The sequence below is a fragment of the Mesorhizobium sp. MC2-1-1 genome, from assembly GCF_057597255.1.
Map to the genome: position 1 here is coordinate 5437773 of NZ_CP195205.1, position 20098 is coordinate 5457870.

The window sequence follows — 20098 nt, forward strand, 5'->3', positions numbered from 1 at the left end:
GTCGGCAAGCCTCGGCCTTGTGTTTACGCCTCCTATACCATGCGCCGATATTCATCTACTGATTGTATCTAAATGCGGCCGTCGCGAATCGGTCTGTCTATGATCGGGCGGCATGGGTCGGCGCGGCGTGGGCTGCGCGGGCCCGGTTTCATGGACCGCGTTGGCGGATGTCGGTTCATGGGCTGGCTACTCCGGGGGGCAACGAGGCGTAAACCGGAGCCGGACTGGTGGATGGAGAGAAGGCGAGAGTTCTGATCTGCGACGACGACCCCTTGTTGCTCGAGCTGATGGAATTCAGGCTGCGGGCGAAGGGATACGAGGTCATCAAGGCCGTCGACGGCGCGGAGGCGCTCGAGAAGGCGCAGCGGGACGCCCCCGACGTCATCGTGCTCGACGCGATGATGCCTAAGATCGACGGCCTGGAGGTGCTGGCGCGCATCAAGGGCGATCCGGCTTTGTCTGACACCCCGGTCGTCATGCTGACTGCCCGCAAGGGCCAGAAGGACATTGTCTCGGCCTTGGACAAGGGGGCCGACGACTATCTGGTGAAGCCATTCATTCCCGAGGAACTGCTGGCCAGGCTCGCGCGGCTGATCGCTCGCAAGGGCGGGAAGCGCTGATGCGGCGTGGCCGGCGCTTGAGCCTTGCCGCATGCCTGATCCTGGCTGTCGCCGCCGCGCCGCACGCGGCGCTGGCGCAGACGGCCGACGAGCTCTACGCCTCGGCCGTGAAGGCGAGGCAGGCCCGACATTTCGACGAGGCTGCCGACCTGCTCAAGCGCGCGCTGGCGCTCAAGCCCGACAATGCCGACGCTCTTGTGCAGCTCGGCTTCGCTGAGCTTGGCCGCAATGATCTGGCGGCGGCGCGCGATGCCTTTTCCAAGGCGCTTTCCGTTGCCCCGACCTACCGGGATGCCTCTTTCGGCATGGCCGAAGTCGAGTTCCGCTCCGGCAATCTTGACGCAGCACTACCGCTTGCCGAAACAGTCGCCAAGGCCGATCCCGGCAATGCCGACGCCGCGGCGCTGATCGAGAACATCCGCAAGGCGCAGCAGGCTGCCGCCAGCAAGCCCAAGCCGGCTGGCGCGGCTCCGGCGGCGGTGAAGAAACCGCATCGCCGGCCCGATCCTGTCCCCGGCCTGATGGAAGAGGGCAGGCGTATGCGCCAGGCGGGCAAGCTGCCCGAGGCGGAGGCGGTCTATCGCCAAGCCCTGAAGCTGTCGCCGGGAAACACCGACATCCTGGTCGCGCTTGGCCTCGTCGTCGGCTCCAGCCAGCGCTTCGACGAAGCCGGGCATCTCTTCGATCGGGCACTGGCCATCAAGCCCGGCCTTATCGATGCCAGGCTGGGCAAGGTGCGCCTGGCGATCTGGCAGGGCGACACACCGCGTGCCCGTGCGCTGATCGACGAGGTGCTGGCCAGCGCGCCGGACAATGTCGAGGTGCTCGACCTCGATGGCAGGATCGCCCTGCTCGAGGGCGACCATGCGCGGGCGGGGCAGTCGTTCCAGCGCGCGTTGGCGCTTGAGCCGAAGAATGCCGAGGCGCTGGTGGGTATCGGCGATGCGCGCCGCGCCGAGGGCGACGACGAGGCCGCACGGCAGGCCTACAGCCAGGCGCTCGCCCTCGAGCCGGGCTCCGCCGACATCGAGCAGAGGCTGGCGGTGCCGCCGCCGCGCAAATGGCGGCTCGATATGGGCAGCGAGGTGAGCGATCTCACCAATGGGCTCGGCGACTGGACCGACAGTTCGGCCGGTCTTGCCTATCGGCTGTCGCCGCGCACGACCATTTCCGGCCACGCTCGGCTGGCGACCCGTTTCGGCTACACAGATGTCCAGATCGAGGGCCGCATCGACCAGGCCTTCACGCCGGCCTTCTCCGCCTATGCGCTCGCCGCGGCGACGCCGGATGCCGACTTCCTGGCGCGCTATTCGATTGGCGCCGGCGCGTCCTGGCAGGTCGTAGCGCCGGCAAAGGCGTTCGGCCCGCTCTCGTTCAACATCGATGCCCGATACGACGATTTCGCCGACACCAGCGTCACCAGTATCCAACCCTGGGTGCAGGGTTATATCCTCGACGGCCGGCTGGGGCTCTCGGCTCGCTGGGTGCATGCGCAGGACGATATCGGCACCCGCGCCGACGGCTATGTGCTTCGCGCCGACCTTGCGGTGACGCCTCGCCTCAACGTCTTCGCCGGCTATGCCGACGCCCCCGAGATCGATGACGGCGCATTGATCCCGACGCGCAGCGTGTTCGGCGGCATTTCCTTCGACGTCAGCGATACGCTGACGCTGCATGCCAGTGCCGCGCACGAACAACGCCCGACCTTCGACCGCAACATATTCGGCCTCGGCCTGACGGCGCGGTTCTGACTATGTGGTATATCTGGGACCTCTCGATACTGCTCAGCGCCCTTTCCCTGGTGATCATGCTATTGCTGACCGCGCGACGCTTGCTGCAGGAGCGCCGGGATAGGGCGACGGCCGAGCAACGGCGCCAGGTTCTGACCGCGCTGATCGCTTTCACCGAGAACCGCGATCGCGAGGCCCTGAAGGCGGTGGTGCTCGCCGTGCCGGCCGGCGTGGCGATCGACGCCGGCTTCGAGTTCATCGCGTTGCTGCGGGGCGAGGAAAGGGACGACGTGCTCGTCGCCTTCAACGAATGCGGCCTACCGGCCCGTGTTGCCAGGCAGTTGCAGAAAGGTAACGTCGCCGCACGCATCCACGCGGCCGAGATGCTGGCGGCGCTGGGTTCGGACGATGCGTCGGCAAGCCTGCTTTTGGCGCTTGCCCAGGACCGTTCGCGCGAAGTCAGGATCGCGGCGGCGATCGCGCTGTGCGATCTGGGCAGCCTTCCCCTGCTCGGCACCGCGCTGGACTTTATCGGCGTGGCGGGGCAGCGCTCGCGGCGCCTGATCGAGCTGTTCAGACGCTTTCCACGCTCGCGCTTCAACGAGCTTGCTGTCCATGCATCGCGAGCGGACGCCCCGCCCTTCATCAGGGCGGCCGCGATCGACGCGCTTGCCCACGCTGGTGGCTTCGGCTTTGCCGATTTCTTCGCCGGTCTCGCCGGCGATGCCTCGCCGGAGGTTGCCGCCGCCGCGTTGCGGGCGCTCGGCCTCACGGGGCACGCCCAGGCGCCGGCCATCCTGACCCGCGCAATGGAGAATGACGACTGGGACGTGCGCGCCGCCTCCGCCGAGTCCGCGGGCCGTCTCGGCCTGCCAGAGCTCGCGGCACCACTGTCCGCGCTGATGGACGACGACGTCTGGATCGTGCGTTACGCCGCAGCCAACGCACTGCGCTCCTTCGGCCAGCCGGGAGAGCGGCTGCTGCGCCAGATCGCCTCCGCGGAGGTTTCGCGCCGCCAGCGCACCGCCTCGCTGATCCTCGCCGAGGGGCCGGCCGCATGATCGCCGACTGGAGCCACGAGGTCGTTCTTGCCGCCACCATCCTGTCCTGGTTCATCATCGGGGCGGGGCTGGCGCAGACGACGATCTACCTCCTGCAGCTCGTCTTTGCCGGCTACGCGCTGTCCAAGCGCCCGCCGGTGGCGCGCTCGGCGCTGCTGTGGCAGCGCTATGGCGACGTTGCGCCGCCGATCGCTTTGCTGGTGCCCGCCTATAACGAGGCGTTGAACGTCGTCGAGAGCGTGCACTCGATGCTGGCGCTCGAATATCCGAATTTCGAGGTAGTCGTCGTCAATGACGGCTCGAAGGACGACACGCTGCAGCGGCTGATCGACGCCTTCAAGCTGGTGAAGTTCCACCGCCCCTATGAGGAGGCGCTGGCGCACCAGCCGATCCGCGGCCTCTATTCCTCACCGATGACCGAACGGCTGTTCGTGGTCGACAAGGAAAATGGCGGCAAGGCCGACGCCCAGAACGCCGGCATCAATGTCTGCCGCGCGCCGCTCTTCTGCGTCATCGACGGAGACTCCATCCTGGAGCCGGACGCGCTGATGCGCGCCGCGCAGCCCTTTATCGACGACCCCGAGCGCACCATCGCCGTGGGCGGCACGATCCGCATCGCCAACGGCTCGCGGATCGAGGCGGGCAGGGTACGCGAGATCCATTTGCCACGCCGCCTGCTGCCCTTGTTCCAGGTGGTGGAATATCTCCGGGCTTTCCTGATGGCGCGGCTCGCCTGGAGCAGCATCAACACGCTGATGCTCGTGTCCGGCGCCTTCGGCATGTTCCGCCGCGCCGAAGCGGTTGCCGTGGGCGGCTTCACCAAGGGCTCGATGGGCGAGGACCTCGACATCGTCATCAAGCTGCACCGCTATATGCGCGACAAGAAGCGCAAATACCGCATCCAGTTCATCCCCGAGCCGGTGTGCTGGACCGAGGCGCCGGAAACGCTGAGCGTGCTCGCTCGCCAGCGCTCGCGCTGGCAGCGCGGCACGCTCGAATGCTTCTTCCGCTACCGCTCGATGCTGTTCAACCCGCGCTACGGCCGCGTCGGCTTCCTCGGCTTCGGCCACATCCTGGTTGTCGATGTGCTGGGGCCGGTAACGGAGGTGCTGGGCTATATCCTGATCCCGGCCTTCTGGCTGCTCGGCATCCTTTCTGCCGAATATCTTTTGGCCTTCACCGCGCTCATCTTCACCTACGGCGTCTGCGTCAGCGTCTGCTCGCTGATCCTCGAGGAGGCCGAGCTGCAGCGCTTCCCTCGCGCCAGGGACCTTGCCGTGCTGGCGGCGGCCGCGGTGATCGAGAATTTCGGCTACCGCCAGCTGAACAATTTCTGGCGCGTCAAGGGCTGGTGGCAATTCTTGCGCGGCAACCAGGGCTGGGGCGAGATGACCAGGACCGGCCTTGGCGGCGCGGGTAAGAAGTGAGCCCGACTGGCGTCGTCACGCCAGCGTGCGCTCGATCTCCTCGATCAAGGCGTCGAGCGCCGCGCGGACAGCTCCGCCATCCGCCTGCTCGACGAACAGCGTCTCCAGCGCTGACGCCCGCGCGCTGATCTCCGCAAAGCCGAACGTCCCCGCCGCTCCAGCGAGCGAATGCGCGATCTTGATCAGGGAATCGCTGTCGGGAAGCGGGCCGCCTTGAGAAGCGATGGTTCTCAATTCATCCAGCTGACCGGCACATCGGATCAGGAAGCGTTGCCGCAACGGGGCGAAGGGATCGTTTACGATGGGGCGCTCCAGCATGGGTGTAGCCGTATTTAAGCAGAAAGCGCCACGGGTTGAAACGGCTGCTCAGCCGCGGCTTGTTCGGCTTCGTTGCAGCCAGCCATTCAGCCCGTTCGGCCATGCGATGACGAAGACCGCGAGCAGCAGCCCGAGGCCGATGTTGCGATAGTCGGACAATTCCCGCATGCCCTCGTCGGCCAGCATCAGCACGGCGGCGCCGAGCAGGGGGCCCCATATCGAGCCGAGGCCGCCGATGACGATCATCGCGATCAGGAAGAGCAGCGTCGAGAAGGAAAACACCGTCGGGCCGACGACACGGAAGTGGACGGCGTAGAAGCCGCCGGCGATGCCGGTGAAGAAGGCTGAGACCGCGAAGATCCAGAGCTGGTATTTGAAACGGCTGATGCCGCGCGACATGGCGTAGCCGGGATTGTCGCGCAACGCCCGGAAGGCAAGTCCGAGCGGTCCCCGGATCACCACGATCGAGATCGTCACCGCGACCGCCAGCAGGGCAAGTCCGACGTAATAGTGGGCGATATACCATTTCGACGGGAACAGCGCGCGCAGGCCGATATCGCCGAACTGGCCGATGCCGCGCACGCCGCCGAACAGCGGCATGCAGCCGCCGGTGGTGGTGAAGCAGTCCGTGTCGTTGACGATGAGCACATACATGACCTGCGCGATCGCCAGCGTCAGCAGTGCCACGTAGGGGCCGCGCAAGCGCAGGCAGGCGAGGCCGATCAGGATGCCCATGGCGACCGTGACGACGCCGGCCATCGGGATGGCGGCGAGCATGGGCACCTTCCAGTAGAAACCCAGCATCGCAGTGGCGTAGGCGCCGGTCGCGAACAGCGCCATCTGCGCCAGCGAGAAGATGCCGCCTATGCCGAGCACGAGGTTCCACTGCACCACCACGATCGCCCAGATGAAGAACAGCGTCGACTGGGTGATGACGTAGCGCCCGGGCATGGCGAGCGGCAGCGCCGCGGCGAGAGCCAGGCAGACAATGCCGATCAGGATGTCACGGCGGATCGATGTCATAGGCGTACCACCTGCTGTTTGCCGAACAGGCCGTAGGGCCGCCAGATGAGCACGAGGATGACGAGAAGCAGCAAGGTGGCGAAGCTCCAGCGCACGCCCAGCACATATTGGGTGGCAGCCTCGAGCAGGCCGAGCGCGATCGCCGCGATCACGGCGCCGTAGACATTGCCGAGCCCCGCGACCACGCAGACGATGAAGGCCTTAAGCATCGGGTCGGCGCCCATCACCGGCGTCAGCGTTGCGATCGAGCTGATCATGATGCCGGAAACCGCGGCGAGCGCGCCGGAGAGCGCCAGCACCTGCGCATAGACCCGACCCACCCTGACGCCCATGAGCTGCGCCGCCTCGCGGTTCATCGATGTGGCGCGGATGGCGCGCCCCGTGCTGGTGCGCTGCAGGAGTATGGCGACCGCCGCCATCAGCACGATGGCGACGCCGAGGATGAAGACGTTCTGCAGCGGTATGTGCACGTTGCCGATAACGACCTGGCCGTCCACCGCGAGCGGCTGCGGGATCGGATAGGGTCCAAAACCCTTCAGCATCAGGTTCTCGATGACGCTGCCGATGCCGATCGTGGCGATGAAGATGTTGGTCTCGAAATTCTCGGCCCTGAGCAGCGGCAGCGCCGCGCTGAAATAGATCAGCAGCCCGACCAGCGCGCAGACGAAGGCTGCGGCGAGAAGCGCCAGCGCCGGATTGAGGCCGGCATGGACGATGGCCGCGTAGCAGATATAACCGCCGAGCGTCAGGATGGCGCCATGCGCCATGTTGAGCATGTTGAGCGAGCCGTAGACCAGCGAGAGGCCGATGGTGGCGACCGCGTACATGGCGCCGAGCGTCAGGCCGGAAGCGACGATCTGGATCAGGACGTCCATCGCTCACACTCCGAGATAGGTTTCGACGATTTCCGGGCGCGCCATAAGTTCAGCGCCCAGGCCCGACCAGGCGATGCGGCCATTGTCGAGCAGGTGGATCATGTCGGCATGCTCGGCGATCCGCTCGGCATTCTCCTCGACGAGAAGGATGGTGCGGCCCTCGCGTCTGAGGTTGAAGATCACCTCGTAGATCTGCTCGATGACGATCGGGGCAAGGCCCAGCGAAGGCTCGTCCAGCATCAGCACCTCGCCGCCCGCCATCAGGCCGCGGCCGATGCCGCACATGCGCCGCTCGCCGCCCGAAAGCGTGCCGGCGGTCTGGTTGCGGCGCTCCTTCAGCTTGGGCAGCAGCGTGAAGACGAAGTCGAGCCGTTCGGCGGCGCCGCCGCTGTTGGCATAGGCGCCCATCAAAAGGTTCTCGTGCACGGTCATCGCCGGAAAGAGCAGGTCGCCCTGCGGAACCTGGATGACGCCGCGTTCGACGATCTGGTCGGGGCGCAGGCGGTCGATGCGCGAGCCGTCGAGGCGGATCTCGCCGGACGTCACCGGGACAAGTCCGGAAATCGCCTTGAGCAGGGTGCTCTTGCCATGGCCGTTGGGGCCGACAATGGCGGTGAGTTCGCCCTTCCTTGCAGACAATCGGATGGCGTCGAGCACGATGCGGCCGGCATAGCCGGCGCTGGCGTCGACAATCTCGAGCGCCGCCTCAGTCATGGGAGTTTTCCATGAAGGAGCGCAGCCGCTCGGAGGCGCCCTGGCCGAGATAGACATCGACGACGGTGCGGTCGTCGAGCAGCTTTGTCGGCAGGCCTTCGAAGATCTTTTCGCCGTGATGCATGATCATGATGCGATCGGACAGGCGCACCAGGAAGCGCATCACATGCTCGATGAGGATGATGGTGACGCCCGCCGCCTTGATGGCGCGCACGGCGTCCATCACGCGGTCGACCTCGCGCGCGGTGAGGCCGCCGACGGGCTCGTCCATCAAAAGCAGTTTCGGCTTCGTCGCCATGGCGCTCGCCATCATCAATAGCTTGCGGTCGAGCACCGGCAGCTTGCCGGTGACCTTCTCGGCGCGGTCGGCTATGCCCAGCATCTCGAGCGCGGCATCGGCGGCCTCATGCGCTGCCCGGCCGGCGCGAATCGTCGGCACGACCCGGTTGCTGCGGCCGAAATAAGCGCCCACCAGTACGTTCTCGCGCGCGGTCATGCTGTCGAAACCGGCGTTGAGCTGGAAGGTGCGGGCAACGCCGGCATGGCAGATCTGCTCGGGTGCATGCCCGGTTATGTCCTGCCCGTCGAGCACGATTGCGCCTTTGGTGGCCGGGTTCAGCCCCGAGATTACCTCGAACAGCGTCGTCTTGCCGGCGCCGTTCGGTCCGCCGATGCCGAGGATTTCTCCGGCCCCGACATCGAAGGACAGGTCGCGCACCGCCGCGAGCGCCCCGAAGGACTTGCCGACATGCCTGCACGACAGCAACGGCGTCGTCGCGGCGTCTTGCGTCATCCGGCTAAGCCTTGATCCACGGCGGCATCATGAACTTGGTCGTGCCGTACGGCGCCGGCGCGATCAGGCCCGGTCCCTTTGTATAGTCCTGGATCTGCAGGAACTGATGCGGCATGCCGAGCGATGAATCGTTGACCTGGGTCGGATAAGTGTAGGCCGCGTTCTCGAGCGGCATGAAACGGGTCGTGCCGGTGACGCCGCGCCATATCATCGCGCTCATGCGGGCTGCAACCTTGCGGTTCTGCTCGTTGTTGCCGGGTTCGCCCGTGCCGCCGGCAAGTGCGGCCGCGGTCGCCCACACATAGGCGCCGTCATAGGGCTGGGCGCCGGAATTGTGGCCGGCGTTCGGGCCGAACTTTTCCTTGTAGCGCTTCTCGAAGGCGGTGCCGATCTCGTCCTGCAGCGCGCCGACGACGGTCGCGTAGATGATGCCGTTGGCCGCCTGCTTGGCGATGTCGCGGAAGGCCGGGATCGACGGGCCGTATTGCATATAGACCAGGCTCGGCGTCGGGTTCGACGCGAACTGCAATGCGAACTGGCCGAGATCGGCGGGCAGGAAGTGGGTGATGCAGATCACCGCCGGCGGATCCTGGCGAATCTTGGCCAGCGTCGGACCCCATTCGGAGGCCGGCACGCTGACGGTCTCGAACAGGCTGATGTCCCAGCCGTAGCTCTTGGCCTGCTCCTTGACGGCGTTGGCGATGTTGGAGGCATAGACGCCGGCCGACAGAATGACCGCCATCTTGTTGTTCTTGCGCTTCCACTCGCCGTTCTCCTCCAGTCCCTGCAGGAATTTCAGGAAGCCGGGGCCGTACCAGTACTCTGCGGGGTCACCCTGGAAGGAGCCCCAGTAGCGGTCCGGGTTGGATTTCACCAGATTGTTGTGGCCGATCGTGGTGTCGTAGTGGACGTAGATGATGCCGTTGTCCGCGGCGACCTCCTGGATCGCGGCGCCTGAGCCGATGTTGTAGCCGTTGAGGATCGAGTGAACGGCGTGCCGGTCGACCAGGCGCTGCGCCGCCTGCACGTTGGTGGCGTCGCCCATCTGGGCGGTGTCTTCGAAATATGGCTCAACCGGCCGGCCGAGGATGCCGCCCAGCGCGTTGATCTCCTCGCAGGCAAGCGTCAGGCCGTTCTTGAATTCGATGCCATCGGGCGCGGCGAAGTCGGTGGTAGGGCCGCACTGGCCGACCGGGATCGGATCGCCTTCGGCGCGAGCCTCGTTGTTCATCGAAAGCAGCATGGCCGGCATGCCGGTCAGCGTCGCCGCGGTGGCGAGGCCGCCCTTGATCAGGAAGTTGCGGCGCGAGCCGGCAATGACGTTCGGCGTGGTGAGTTTCGAACTGCGCTTCATCTCGATTCCCCTTTTAAGTTTTTTGTCAGTTTATGTTTTTGACCAGTTCGGCCGCCTGGTCGATGATCGCCGTCTGATGCGGCTGCGCCGACATTCCACCCCATTGTCCCATCAACTGGTCCCACGGGTCCTCGACGCCCGTACGGTGTCCGCAAAGCTCCTCGATCACGGCAAGGCCGCAATAGGGCACGTACATTTCGGAGTAGCCGCCCTCATGCGTCATCACCAGGCGGCCGCCGCAAAGCTCGCGCGCCGCGTCGAGCAGCATGCGCGCCAGCCTGCGGTAGCCGCTGGAATTCATCAGCATGCGTCCCATCGGATCGACGCCGGAAGCGTCGAAGCCCGAGGGCACGACGATCAGCTCCGGCTTGAAACGCATCAGCGCCGGGATCACCACGCGCTCGAACGCCGCGGCATAGGCGCCAGGGCCTGATCCCGGCGGCAACGGGACGTTGATGTTGAAGCCCTTGCCCTTGCCCTCGCCATTCTCGGCGATCGCGCCGGAATTGGCGGGGAACAGGTTGTCCTGGTGCAGCGAGATCGAAAGCACGCTCGGATCGTCGTAGAAGATCGACTGCGTGCCGTTGCCGTGATGCACGTCCCAGTCGACGGTGGCGATGCGGGTGAGGCCATGCAATTTCTGCGCATGCCGGATGGCGATCGCGGCGTTCGAGAACAGGCAGAAGCCCATGCCGATATCGGCGGTAGCGTGATGGCCTGGCGGGCGGATCAGCGCGTAGGCGTTGTCCACCTGGCCCGTGATGACGGCTTCCATTGCCTTGATGGCGCCGCCCGCCGCCAGGAGGGCGATCTCGTAGCTGCCGGCGCCGAGCGGCGTCAGCGTGCTGGCGTCGCCATAGCCGCGGTCGCTGATCTCCCTGATCCTGGCGATATGTGCCGGTGTGTGAACCCTGGACAGTTCCTCGACGCTGGCGCGTCGCGGCTTGATGGTGACCAGATGGTCGAGGATGCCGCTCACTTCCAGGAGGTTGCGCAGGCGGCGCTTGGTCTCGGGATTCTCGGCATGGGTGCCGGGCTGAACCGTCAGGCTCGGTGGGAAGACCTGGTTCCAGTTCCAGGTGTTGTGCCAAAGATAAAGTTCGTGGAAAACGAAACCCGTCGCCATGCGGCTCCCACCCAGCATATTTCGGCCGGATGATGGCCCGCTACATTAGCGCTGTCCCGACACCTTCGGGTAACGGGTGGTTTTTTTGAACCCACCCGTTCGGGTGGTCATCCTGCCAACTGGCGCTCCGTGGCGGCGTCGAGCCCGATTTCCTTCAGCTTGAGGACTGCTTCCGTCCGGCTTGAGACGCCGAGTTTACCGAAGATGTTCTTCAAGTGCCACTTCACCGTGTCGGGCGCCATCGACAGCGTCTCGGCCAGCTGGCGGTTGGTGTAGGCGCGCAGAAGCAGGGCGGCAACATCGGTTTCCTTGCTGCTCAGCATTTGCTTGCGCGATGTCGCGGCGATTGCAATCGGGCGCGTCCGTTCGGGTGCGGTCTTGCCCAGCTCGCGCAAAAGCGTGTCGACAAAGGTGGCCGTGCTGGAATTGCGCGACCAGGCCGGAATTCGCGCCCGGGCGAATTCGAGGACCTCGCGCATCGGCAGTCCCTCGTCGATCAGCGAGCGCATGGCGTTCTGCGGCAGCGCAAGGGTGACGACATCCACCGCCGCGGCCAGGGCCAGCAGCGTTTCGCCCGCGCTGTGCGCGGCGATCGCGACAAGGGCCCGCACCTGCATGAAGCCGCGCAGGCGACCGTCGCGACGCATGCGTTCTGCGATCCGGTCTAGCACCGCGATGGCCCTTGCCGGATGACCCTCGGCGATCAGCACGCGCGCGGCGCCGATGTGAGCATATTCGTCGAGCGGATGGATCGGCGCGGGCCGGCTTTCGGCCGAAGGCTCGATGCCGCGCGAGCGCAGCGCCAGCCGGGCGGCACGGACATCGCCGCGCGACAGAAGCAGCCGCACACGCTCGTTCAGCGCCGCGGCAGTCAGCCGGCGGTAGCGCTTCTCGATGCCCAGCCGTTCGGCGCGCTCGAGGAAGACGATCGCCTCGTCGTGCCGCCCATGCGCGGCGGAGAGCCGCGCCAGATGCAGCTTGCAGGCCATCTCGTGCACGACGAGCCCGCACTCCTCGATGATCTGCCGGTGCTGGTGCAGGATGCGCTCGGCGCCTTGCAGGTCGTTCCATTCATAGGCGAGCTCGACATGGAAGATCGCCGTCATCGCTTCCGTGTAGGAACCGGAGCCCAGGCGCTCGCGGGCCAATCGGCAGGCGCGGTCGAGCAATTGGTGCGCCTCGGCGAGGTTGCCGGCGGAGATCTCGACCAGCCCCAGCAGGAGGTCGCAATAGACGATGCCGAACACGGAATTGGCGGCGGCATGGTGATCGCGCGCCGCGAGGCTGCGCAGGCGCGCGGCGTCCAGTTCGCCAAGCGAATAGTGGCTGAAGGCGCAGATGTTGGCGAGCGTGCCGCGTGCGAAAGGCTCGCTCTCTGGAAACTCCGCCAGCCAGCGCGAGGCGACGCGCGTCGCGGTGCGGGAACGGTCGGTGGCGCTGATGACGCCGGCCGTCAGCGTCTGCAATTCGGCCTTGAGCGAACGGGTGGTCGCGCGGTCGATCTCGTCCCGCTCGGAAAGCTGCCCGATAAGGGTCTTGGCCTGTTTTAGGATACGAACCGCCTGGCGCGGCCGGCTCATATGGAACTGCGCCCAGACGCGCGCCAGCAGCAGGCGAGGGCGAGCGGCGATCAGCTCGGGGGGAAGCTGGTTCAGCCACTCCGTAAGCCTCGGGATGTGGCCCTGCATGATGAGCGGCATCGCGCATTCCTCGACCAGGCGCGCGGCGTGGTCGGCATCGCCGCTGGCAAGCGCGTGGTCGACGGCGTCCGAGATATGGCCTCGAGCCGCAAGCCAGGCGGCGGCCGAGCGGTGCAGGTCCCTGCGTGCTTCCGGCTCCCAGGCATCAAGCCTGTTGCGGAGGAATTCGGAGAACAGGTGGTGGTAGCGGAACCATTGGCCGGAGGAATCGAGCGCGATCAGGAAGAGGTTCGAGTGCTCGATGGTCGCCAGCGCGGCGGCGCAGTCCTGTCCCGGACAAACGGCCTCGACGAGGCCCAGGCAGAAGCGGTCGAGGATGGAGGTCCTCAGCAGGAAATCCTGGATATGGGGCGCCTGCCGGGCCAGCACGTCGTGGGTCAGGAACATCGCCACGTCGCGCTGGCTGCCGGAAAATTCGGCGATGAAGGCTTCTCTCGACCCCTCATGCGCCAATGCCAGCGCGGCAAGCTGCAGGCCGGCCGGCCAGCCTTCGGTCTTGTGGTGAAGCGCCACGACGGCCGAGACTGCGAGGTCGAGGCCGCAGACATTGGCAAGGTAGTCCTCGGTCTCCTCGAGCGAGAAGCGCAAGTCGCTGTCGCCGAGACTGACGACATGCCCCTTCATCTTCATATGGGCGAGCTCGAGCGGCAGCTCGCCTCGGGTCGCGAGCACGATGCGCAAGGCCGGCGGCGCATAGGCGACCAGCATGTTGATGCAGGCGGCGACCTCGCTGGAGACGATCAGATGGGCATCGTCGAGGACGAGGTAGATCGGCGCGGCGCGCCGCGACAGCTGGTTGATGATGGCGGTAAGGATGGAATCGACCGGCGTCACCGGGCTCGAGTCGATCAGCGATTCCGCGTTGCCGGCAATGTCGGGGTCGACGCGGTGGAAGGCGCCGGCGAGGTATCTGAGGAAGCGGGCGAGATCATTGTCGAGCCGGTCGATCGACAGCCACGCGACCTGGGCGATGCCGGCGGAGATGCCGGCCGCCCATTGCGAGAGCAGGGTCGATTTGCCGAAGCCGGCGGGCGACGTCACCACCGTCAGCTTGCCCGCGGTCGCGGCATCCAGGGTGCGCAGCAACCGTGCCCTCCGGACCAGGGCATCGCGCAGGTGGGGCGGCTGGAGCTTCGTCTCTATCAGCATCTGGTTCTCGACTGCTGCGGCGGCGCATTAGTAAACGCGCAGTGGAGCTCGGAGGCAATGGTCGGGCTGGGAGCAGGCCGATGATCGCGAGCCGGTCCGTCGCGGCGAATCCGTTCCATCGTTGCGATGCCGATGCCCTTGCGGTAGTCTGAAGCGGATTGGACGATACGCATGCCTCCTGTCGTTAGTGCAAGGGTTCGATCCTGCCTGGGCGGATTGTGAACTCTTTAACAGACCTCCGCGCCGCAAGCTGCGTTCTTGTGGCCGACTGGTCATAGCGGTTAGGGATTTTGCCATGCTGCGACGCTGCGCGCTGATTGCAGCCTTGATCCTCGTGGGCCTCACGACGGTGCAGGCGCTCGCCGATCGACGGGTTGCGCTTGTCATCGGCAATTCCGAATACCGCGAGATTCCCGCCCTCAAGAATCCTGACAAGGATGCGGAGGACGTTTCGAACACGTTGCGGCTGGCCGGGTTCGACGTGTTCGTCGCCAAGGATCTAACCAAGCTCCAGTTCGAGAAGGAGTTCCGCAATTATCTCGCGGCGGCGGACGGCGCCGACCTGGCGGTGGTCTACTATTCCGGCCACGGCTTTCAGATCGGCGGCGAGAATTTCCTGATCCCGGTCGACGCCTCGCTCAAGGATGCAGCAGACATCGAGGTCCAGGCGGTCAAGCTCGACGACGTCCTGCAGCAGTTGCGCGCCAAATCGAAGATCCAGGTGGTCATCCTCGACGCCTGTCGCAACAACCCGTTCCCGCGCAAGGATTACTGGTTGCGCGACCAGTTGATCGCGGCCGGCGGCACCGGCCTTGCCCAGGTGAAAAGTTCGCTGAACACGCTGATCGCCTTCGCCACCGAGCCGGGCGCGGTCGCCTATGACGGCTCGGGCGATCTCAGCCCGTTTTCATCAGCCTTCTCCCGCCGCGCGCTGGCGCCGAACCAGGAGATACGCTCGGTCATGGCGGCCGTGCGCCGCGACGTGGTCGAGGCCACCAAAGGCGCGCAGGTTCCTTGGGAGAATTCCTCGCTGATCGACGAGGTGGTGCTGATGCGCCGCGCCAGCCGGCCGGCTTTGCCGCCGGTACTGGAAAAGACCGTTCCATCGGGCGTCGGACCGGTCGCGCTCGACCTGCCGGTGCCGGTCGATGTCGACGGTGGCGCCGTAACCATCAGCATCGAGAGACCGCCGGCGCTCGGGCGCCTGATCCTCGACGGCAAGCCGGTCGCGACGGGCGAGCCGATAGAGGGCAAGGATCTGCCGCGACTTCAGATGGATGTGCCGAAGGGCGCTGACGCCGGGGACCAGGTCGATATGCTGGCCTATGCCACGCATGACGAATGGGGCGGCGGATCACAGGGCATACTGGTTTTCAGGGTCAAGAACGGCGAGGCCGCTGCGGGCAAGCAACTCGTGGCATCGCTCGAGACCGAGCAGAAGCAGGAGGTGGTGGAGCGCGGCATCCACATCGCCGGCGCCGCAGAGGCGATCGAGAACCGCGACGTCCAGATTCCCGTCGGTGTCGGCCCCGTGCCGCTCAAGCTGGATTTCCCGACCAACGATCCGGCCGTAAGTGTGAAGCTTGCGAGCTATCCGACAACCGGGACGCTGTCCCTGCCGGATCGGACCCTGTCACCGCAATCGAGCCTGATGGCCGATGAAGTCGATAAACTGCGCTACGAACCTCAGATAGGCGCGGTCAAGCCGTTGATCGTCGGCGTCGAAATCAGAGCCGACAACACACCATCAAAGCCGGCGACGATGAAGCTGTCGCCCAGCGTCGATCCGTGCGACGAGAAGGCAGGCGAACCTCTGGACCTGCAGGGCGTCGTTCCCGGCCTGTTGCCGAACGAGATTGGCGCCGACGCGGTGGAGGCCTGCCAGGCGGCGGTGAAGGCCTATCCCGATGTCGCCCGCTTCCAATACGAGCTCGGGCGCGCTCTGCTTGCTGCCGGCAAGGTCGACGAGGCCAAGAAGGCTATCCAGAAGGCTGCCGATCAGGGACATGTCCGCGCTGTGTTCGAGCTGGGCTACATCGCTTCGTCCGGTATAGGAGCAGCCGTGGACCCCGCGAGGGCGAATGGCTTCTATGCGAAGGCATCCGACAAGGGTGATCCCTATGGAATGACCGCCTGGGGACGCGCCCTGTTCAACGGTCTGGGCGTTCAGCGCGATACCGGCAAGGGCTTGGATCTGCTGCTCAAGGCAGCAGCCATGGGCCATACTTATGCCATGAACGATCTCGCCGCGATCTTTACCGAGGGCCGCAATGGCGTGCCTGCCGACCCCGCTCGTGCCGTCGCTTTTCTCAAGGCGGGCGTAGAGCGCCAGGACATGTATTCGATGAACATTCTCGGCCGCAATTATCTAAGCGGACGCGGCGTCGGGAAGGATCCGAAGCAGGCGCAGGAGTTGTTCCAGAAGGCGATGGATCTCGGCCAGCCTTATGCGCCCGGCAGCCTGGCGCGCATGTACAGGGATGGCGACGGCGTGGACCGGAACCTTGCTGAGGCGCAGAGGCTGTTCGAACTGGCTACGGACCGCGGCGACTATTCGGCGGCATACGATCGTGCAGCCATCGAAATGCAGAAGGGCGACAAATCCGATCAGGCCATCGCCGTTCGCTTTCTGGCGTTTGCCGCTGGGCTTGACCTCCGCAACGAGTTGCCGGCCGCGCGCACCGCGCTGGCGCAGTTCGGCGCGAAGCCGAAGTCGGCTGCTTTGAAGCAACTGCGCTCCGAACTCAAATCGAAAATCCCGACGGGCGGCTCTGTCGACGACCAATTGGTCAAGACCGCCAGAGCCGTCTGGGAGCAAGCCAATCCGCGTCGGGACCTTTTCTGATCAACAAGGAGGCAATGGTGGGCAGGGCAATGAAGCAGGCGTTGATCGCAGCATTTCTATCCATCGCGGTTGCTGGATGTACGACCATCGCGCCTGGGATTGGGCCAGCGCCGACAACGAAACATCGTACCAAGCACGTTCGCGTGACGACGAAGCCGCAGGTGGTCAAGCAGAAGAAGGTGACTGCCAAGAAGGTGATCAAGCCGGTCGCCGACCAAGCCAAGCCCGTGATCACGCCGCTGGGTGGCGGCGGCGGCGCTGGCGGCGGCGGTGGCGGCGGGTGGTGACAAGGCCTCGAGGGGCAGTAGTTTTCCGGTTTGCGGTTAACCCTCTTTTCCAACGGGTTGCAACTGCTCGCCAAGCAGGGGCGGGTGCTCTATGCTCCCGCCACGTGCCGGAATCGAAATCGGGTTGTCCTTGTGGGGGGCGTTCCATGTTCGAAGTCGTTGCATTCTGGCAAAAGCTGCGCGCCAAGGCCATGGCTCTTGGCGTTATCCTTGCCGCGCTGCTTGGCCTACTGGTCTTCGGATCGCAGACTGCTGGCGCAGCGCCCAACTGGACGCTCGATCCGTCCGCCTCGGTGCTCACCTACCAGTCGGTCAAGAAGAACACGATCGTCGAGACCAACAAGATCAGGAACATCACCGGCACCCTGAGTTCGGCAGGTGACGCCAAGATCAGCTTCGACCTCAATTCCGTCGACACCGGCGTCGACTTGCGCAATGTGCGCATGCGCTTCCTGTTCTTCGAGACGTTCACCTATCCGACCGCGGAGGTGACGGCGAAGGTGGACCCGGCGGCGTTCGCCGACCTGCCGACCAAGCGCCGGGTAAAGACGACATTGCCGTTCCACCTCAGCCTGCATGGCGTCAGCAAGGATTTGGAGGCGAGCGTCGTCGTCACCATGATCAGCGACACCCAGGTCTCCGTCGCCTCGGAAGCGCCTGTCGCGGTCCATGTCGAGGATTTCGGGCTCTTGCCCAACATCGACAAACTGCAGCAGGCCGCCAACGTGACCAACATCGTGCCGACCGCCTCGGTTTCCTTTGATTTCGTTTTCAACGCCGATGGCGGCAAGCCGGCCGCCGTGCAGACGGTTGCCGCTTCGACCACCGAGTTGGGTCCTGTCACCACCGATGCGGCGAAGGCCAATTTCAGCGATGAGGAGTGCCTCAACAGGTTTGCGGTGTTGTCGCGTACCGGCGCCATATATTTCAGATCGGCGAGCGCGAAGCTGGATGCCAAAAGCAGACCGTTGCTGGCGGAGGTCGAAGGGGTCGTAGGCAAATGCCCGAGCCTGAAGATCGAGGTTGCCGGCTATACCGATTCGGACGGTTCGCCCGACGCAAACAAGCAATTGTCGGAACGGCGCGCCAAGGCGGTGGCCGATGCTTTGGTCGCCGACGGCGTCCCGCTCAAGCAGATCAGTTCCGCCGGCTATGGCGAGGACAAGCCGGTCGCCGCCAACGATACACCCAAGAACAAGGCGCTCAACCGGCGGATCGAATTCTCCGCAACCAAGCTTGCCAACTGAGGTGGCGGTGAGGTCCGCTCCGATAGCCTTTTGCGGTGGCTTGCTTCGCGCCGCGGGGCTGGCCGCGTTGGCTATGCTCTTGACGATGGCTGCCGCCAGCGCCGAGCGGCGGGTCGCGTTGGTGCTCGGTAACTCGCAATATCAGCATGCGGCTCCCCTCGCCAATCCGGCCCGCGATGGGCAGGCCATGGCCGAGCGGCTCAAGGACCTCGGCTTCGAGGTGGTCTCCGGCTTCGACCTCACCAAGCAGCAGACGCAGGCCACGGTCGCGCAGTTCGCCAAGCAGGTTCGCGGCGCCGACATCGCGCTCTTCTTCTATGCCGGTCACGGCCTGCAGGTCTCCGGCAAGAACTATCTGCTGCCCGTCGATGCCGCGCTCGAGGACGAGACCTCGCTCGATTTCGAGGCCGTCTCTGTCGATTTCGTCCTGCGCCAGATGTCGCGCGAGACCAGCATAAGGCTGGTGTTCCTCGATGCATGCCGTGACAATCCGCTTGCCGACGTGTTGGCGAAGAGTGCGGGCATAAAAGGCGCAAGCAGCGGTCTTGCCGAAATCCCGATCGAGAATGGCGGCGCCGGCACGCTGGTCGCTTTTGCCGCCAGCCCGAACCACCTTGCCTATGACGGATCCGGCGACCACTCGCCTTTCACCACGGCGCTGCTCCAGCACATCGGCGAATCCAACGTCTCCGTCACCGAAGCCATGAACAGGGTGACCAGCGACGTCTTCAAGGCGACCGCCGGCAAGCAGCGTCCTTGGATCAATGTCTCGCTGACCACCGAGGTCGTGCTGCACAAGGTCGATCTCAACGCGCCGCTGATCGTCGGCGAAGCAAGCGCGCCGCAGGCCGAAGCAGCCTCTGAGACGCGCAACACCGGCGCGGCGTCCAGCCAGAGCGACGACCAGCTTGCGCTCAATGCGCTGCGCCAGAAGATCCCGAAGCTGGCGACGGACGGGCCGATCTTCTTCGATCGTCCGGTCAAGTTCGGCGACCCGGCGATCGACGGCAAGAGCATAGCCCAATTGATCAAGGAGGAACCGCTTTTCAGTCCGGTCGAAGGCCTCGACAAGTCGGTTTGGCAAGGCAAGCACTGCGACGGCTGCCATGAATGGAACGAGACCCGCCTCTGCGACCAGGCGAAGAACTTCGCCGCCAACGACGTCTCTGTCCTGCGCCTGCAGCATCCGCTCGGCACCCGCTTCAAGGTCGCTTTGGCCAGATGGGCGCAAGGCGGCTGCAAATGATTGTCAGGGGGAAGCTCTAATACGCGTCTACCGATTGCCGCTGCGCCTCCATCTCCACCATCTGGATGCCCATTTCGACGAAGGCGGAAAGCACGCCGAAGCGGTCCGCGGTCGAGACGCGGGCCAGCCCCGCCAGGATTCCGGCGTTGACGGCGTGAGCGGCGGGAAATCCGGTCGATAGCATGTCGAAGGCGGGGTCGCGCCATGCCGCGGACAGGGCGATCCACCCGGCCGGCGTCGCCGGAGATGGATCGACGGTGTCTCTCAGGGCCGCCCGATGATGCGGGTTGCCGGGCTCGCCCACCCAGTCGTTGACGAGCGCCAGCAATTCCAGATCCCTTTCCGCAAGGAGTTCGGCGAGATTGCTCAGGCATTCATGTCCCCACCAGACCGCGGCGCGCTCGGGCAAGAGATAGGCGCAGAACGTGACCGCCTCCTCGGGCACACGCCCGGCGAGCAGGGCGCGGCAGAATTCCAGCGGCGGCTGGAAGGCGGCCGGCGATTTCATGTCCCGGGCGATCGCGGGACAGGCAAGAAACAAATCCCTTGCCGTTCTGTATCCGAGTTCATTGGCCATGGCCGC

General features: G+C 65.4%; 17 protein-coding genes. 8 read left to right on the forward strand and 9 right to left on the reverse strand.

What is annotated here, in order from left to right; genetic code table 11:
• The first annotated feature begins 227 nt into the window (after nucleotides 1-227).
• From ACR64R_RS26775 to ACR64R_RS26790, 4 genes are read left to right on the forward strand one after another with little or no spacing between them, the layout of a single operon-like run.
• Entirely contained in the window at nucleotides 228-620 is a 393-nt protein-coding gene (locus ACR64R_RS26775) for a response regulator transcription factor (protein ID WP_487359236.1), read from the forward strand.
• Nucleotides 620-2371: a YaiO family outer membrane beta-barrel protein gene (locus ACR64R_RS26780; protein ID WP_487359237.1), complete on the forward strand. Its 1752-nt coding sequence runs from the start codon at nucleotides 620-622 to the stop codon at nucleotides 2369-2371. The genes ACR64R_RS26775 and ACR64R_RS26780 overlap by 1 nt, the downstream gene beginning before the upstream one ends.
• A 2-nt stretch (nucleotides 2372-2373) precedes the next feature.
• On the forward strand, nucleotides 2374-3411 hold the full coding sequence (locus ACR64R_RS26785; protein WP_487359238.1) for a HEAT repeat domain-containing protein: 1038 nt from the start codon (nucleotides 2374-2376) through the stop codon (nucleotides 3409-3411).
• Nucleotides 3408-4838: a glycosyltransferase family 2 protein gene (locus tag ACR64R_RS26790; protein WP_487359239.1), complete on the forward strand. Its 1431-nt coding sequence runs from the start codon at nucleotides 3408-3410 to the stop codon at nucleotides 4836-4838. The genes ACR64R_RS26785 and ACR64R_RS26790 overlap by 4 nt, the downstream gene beginning before the upstream one ends.
• Nucleotides 4839-4853: 15 nt before the next feature.
• Here ACR64R_RS26790 and ACR64R_RS26795 read toward each other — a convergent pair whose 3' ends face one another.
• The 8 genes from ACR64R_RS26795 to ACR64R_RS26830 all read right to left on the reverse strand — a co-directional run bounded on the left by ACR64R_RS26795 (nucleotide 4854) and on the right by ACR64R_RS26830 (nucleotide 13827).
• A complete protein-coding gene (locus ACR64R_RS26795; protein WP_487359240.1) occupies nucleotides 4854-5156 on the reverse strand; it encodes an Hpt domain-containing protein in 303 nt (100 codons plus the stop codon).
• A gap of 48 nt (nucleotides 5157-5204) precedes the next feature.
• Nucleotides 5205-6179 carry a branched-chain amino acid ABC transporter permease gene (locus tag ACR64R_RS26800; RefSeq protein WP_487359241.1) on the reverse strand — a complete coding sequence of 325 codons (975 nt, stop codon included), beginning with the start codon at nucleotides 6177-6179 and terminating at the stop codon, nucleotides 5205-5207.
• Nucleotides 6176-7054: a branched-chain amino acid ABC transporter permease gene (locus ACR64R_RS26805; RefSeq protein WP_487359242.1), complete on the reverse strand. Its 879-nt coding sequence runs from the start codon at nucleotides 7052-7054 to the stop codon at nucleotides 6176-6178. Before ACR64R_RS26805 ends, ACR64R_RS26800 begins: the two co-directional genes overlap by 4 nt.
• A gap of 3 nt (nucleotides 7055-7057) precedes the next feature.
• Nucleotides 7058-7768, reverse strand: coding sequence for an ABC transporter ATP-binding protein (locus ACR64R_RS26810; RefSeq protein ID WP_487359243.1), 711 nt, complete (start codon nucleotides 7766-7768; stop codon nucleotides 7058-7060).
• Nucleotides 7761-8561: an ABC transporter ATP-binding protein gene (locus ACR64R_RS26815; protein WP_487359244.1), complete on the reverse strand. Its 801-nt coding sequence runs from the start codon at nucleotides 8559-8561 to the stop codon at nucleotides 7761-7763. Before ACR64R_RS26815 ends, ACR64R_RS26810 begins: the two co-directional genes overlap by 8 nt.
• A gap of 4 nt (nucleotides 8562-8565) precedes the next feature.
• A complete protein-coding gene (locus ACR64R_RS26820; RefSeq protein ID WP_487359245.1) occupies nucleotides 8566-9915 on the reverse strand; it encodes an ABC transporter substrate-binding protein in 1350 nt (449 codons plus the stop codon).
• Between the two features lie 25 nt (nucleotides 9916-9940).
• Nucleotides 9941-11041: a class II histone deacetylase gene (locus ACR64R_RS26825; RefSeq protein WP_487359246.1), complete on the reverse strand. Its 1101-nt coding sequence runs from the start codon at nucleotides 11039-11041 to the stop codon at nucleotides 9941-9943.
• 107 nt (nucleotides 11042-11148) lie between these two features.
• On the reverse strand, nucleotides 11149-13827 hold the full coding sequence (locus tag ACR64R_RS26830) for a winged helix-turn-helix domain-containing protein (RefSeq protein WP_487359247.1): 2679 nt from the start codon (nucleotides 13825-13827) through the stop codon (nucleotides 11149-11151).
• Nucleotides 13828-14185: 358 nt separating this feature from the next.
• On the opposite strand from ACR64R_RS26830, the gene ACR64R_RS26835 reads away from it, so the two are divergent.
• The 4 genes from ACR64R_RS26835 to ACR64R_RS26850 all read left to right on the forward strand — a co-directional run bounded on the left by ACR64R_RS26835 (nucleotide 14186) and on the right by ACR64R_RS26850 (nucleotide 19515).
• Nucleotides 14186-16735 (forward strand): caspase family protein, encoded by a 2550-nt coding sequence (locus tag ACR64R_RS26835; RefSeq protein WP_487359248.1) that lies wholly within the window; start codon nucleotides 14186-14188, stop codon nucleotides 16733-16735.
• Between the two features lie 143 nt (nucleotides 16736-16878).
• Complete coding sequence (locus tag ACR64R_RS26840; RefSeq protein WP_487359249.1) at nucleotides 16879-17022, forward strand: hypothetical protein; 144 nt, start codon at nucleotides 16879-16881, stop codon at nucleotides 17020-17022.
• Nucleotides 17023-17168: 146 nt separating this feature from the next.
• Nucleotides 17169-18269: an OmpA family protein gene (locus ACR64R_RS26845; RefSeq protein WP_487359250.1), complete on the forward strand. Its 1101-nt coding sequence runs from the start codon at nucleotides 17169-17171 to the stop codon at nucleotides 18267-18269.
• A gap of 85 nt (nucleotides 18270-18354) precedes the next feature.
• Nucleotides 18355-19515 carry a caspase family protein gene (locus ACR64R_RS26850; protein ID WP_487362557.1) on the forward strand — a complete coding sequence of 387 codons (1161 nt, stop codon included), beginning with the start codon at nucleotides 18355-18357 and terminating at the stop codon, nucleotides 19513-19515.
• Between the two features lie 16 nt (nucleotides 19516-19531).
• Here the strand turns inward: ACR64R_RS26850 and ACR64R_RS26855 are convergent, their stop codons facing one another.
• Nucleotides 19532-20023: a DUF6931 family protein gene (locus ACR64R_RS26855; RefSeq protein WP_487359251.1), complete on the reverse strand. Its 492-nt coding sequence runs from the start codon at nucleotides 20021-20023 to the stop codon at nucleotides 19532-19534.
• Between the last annotated feature and the right edge of the window lie 75 nt (nucleotides 20024-20098).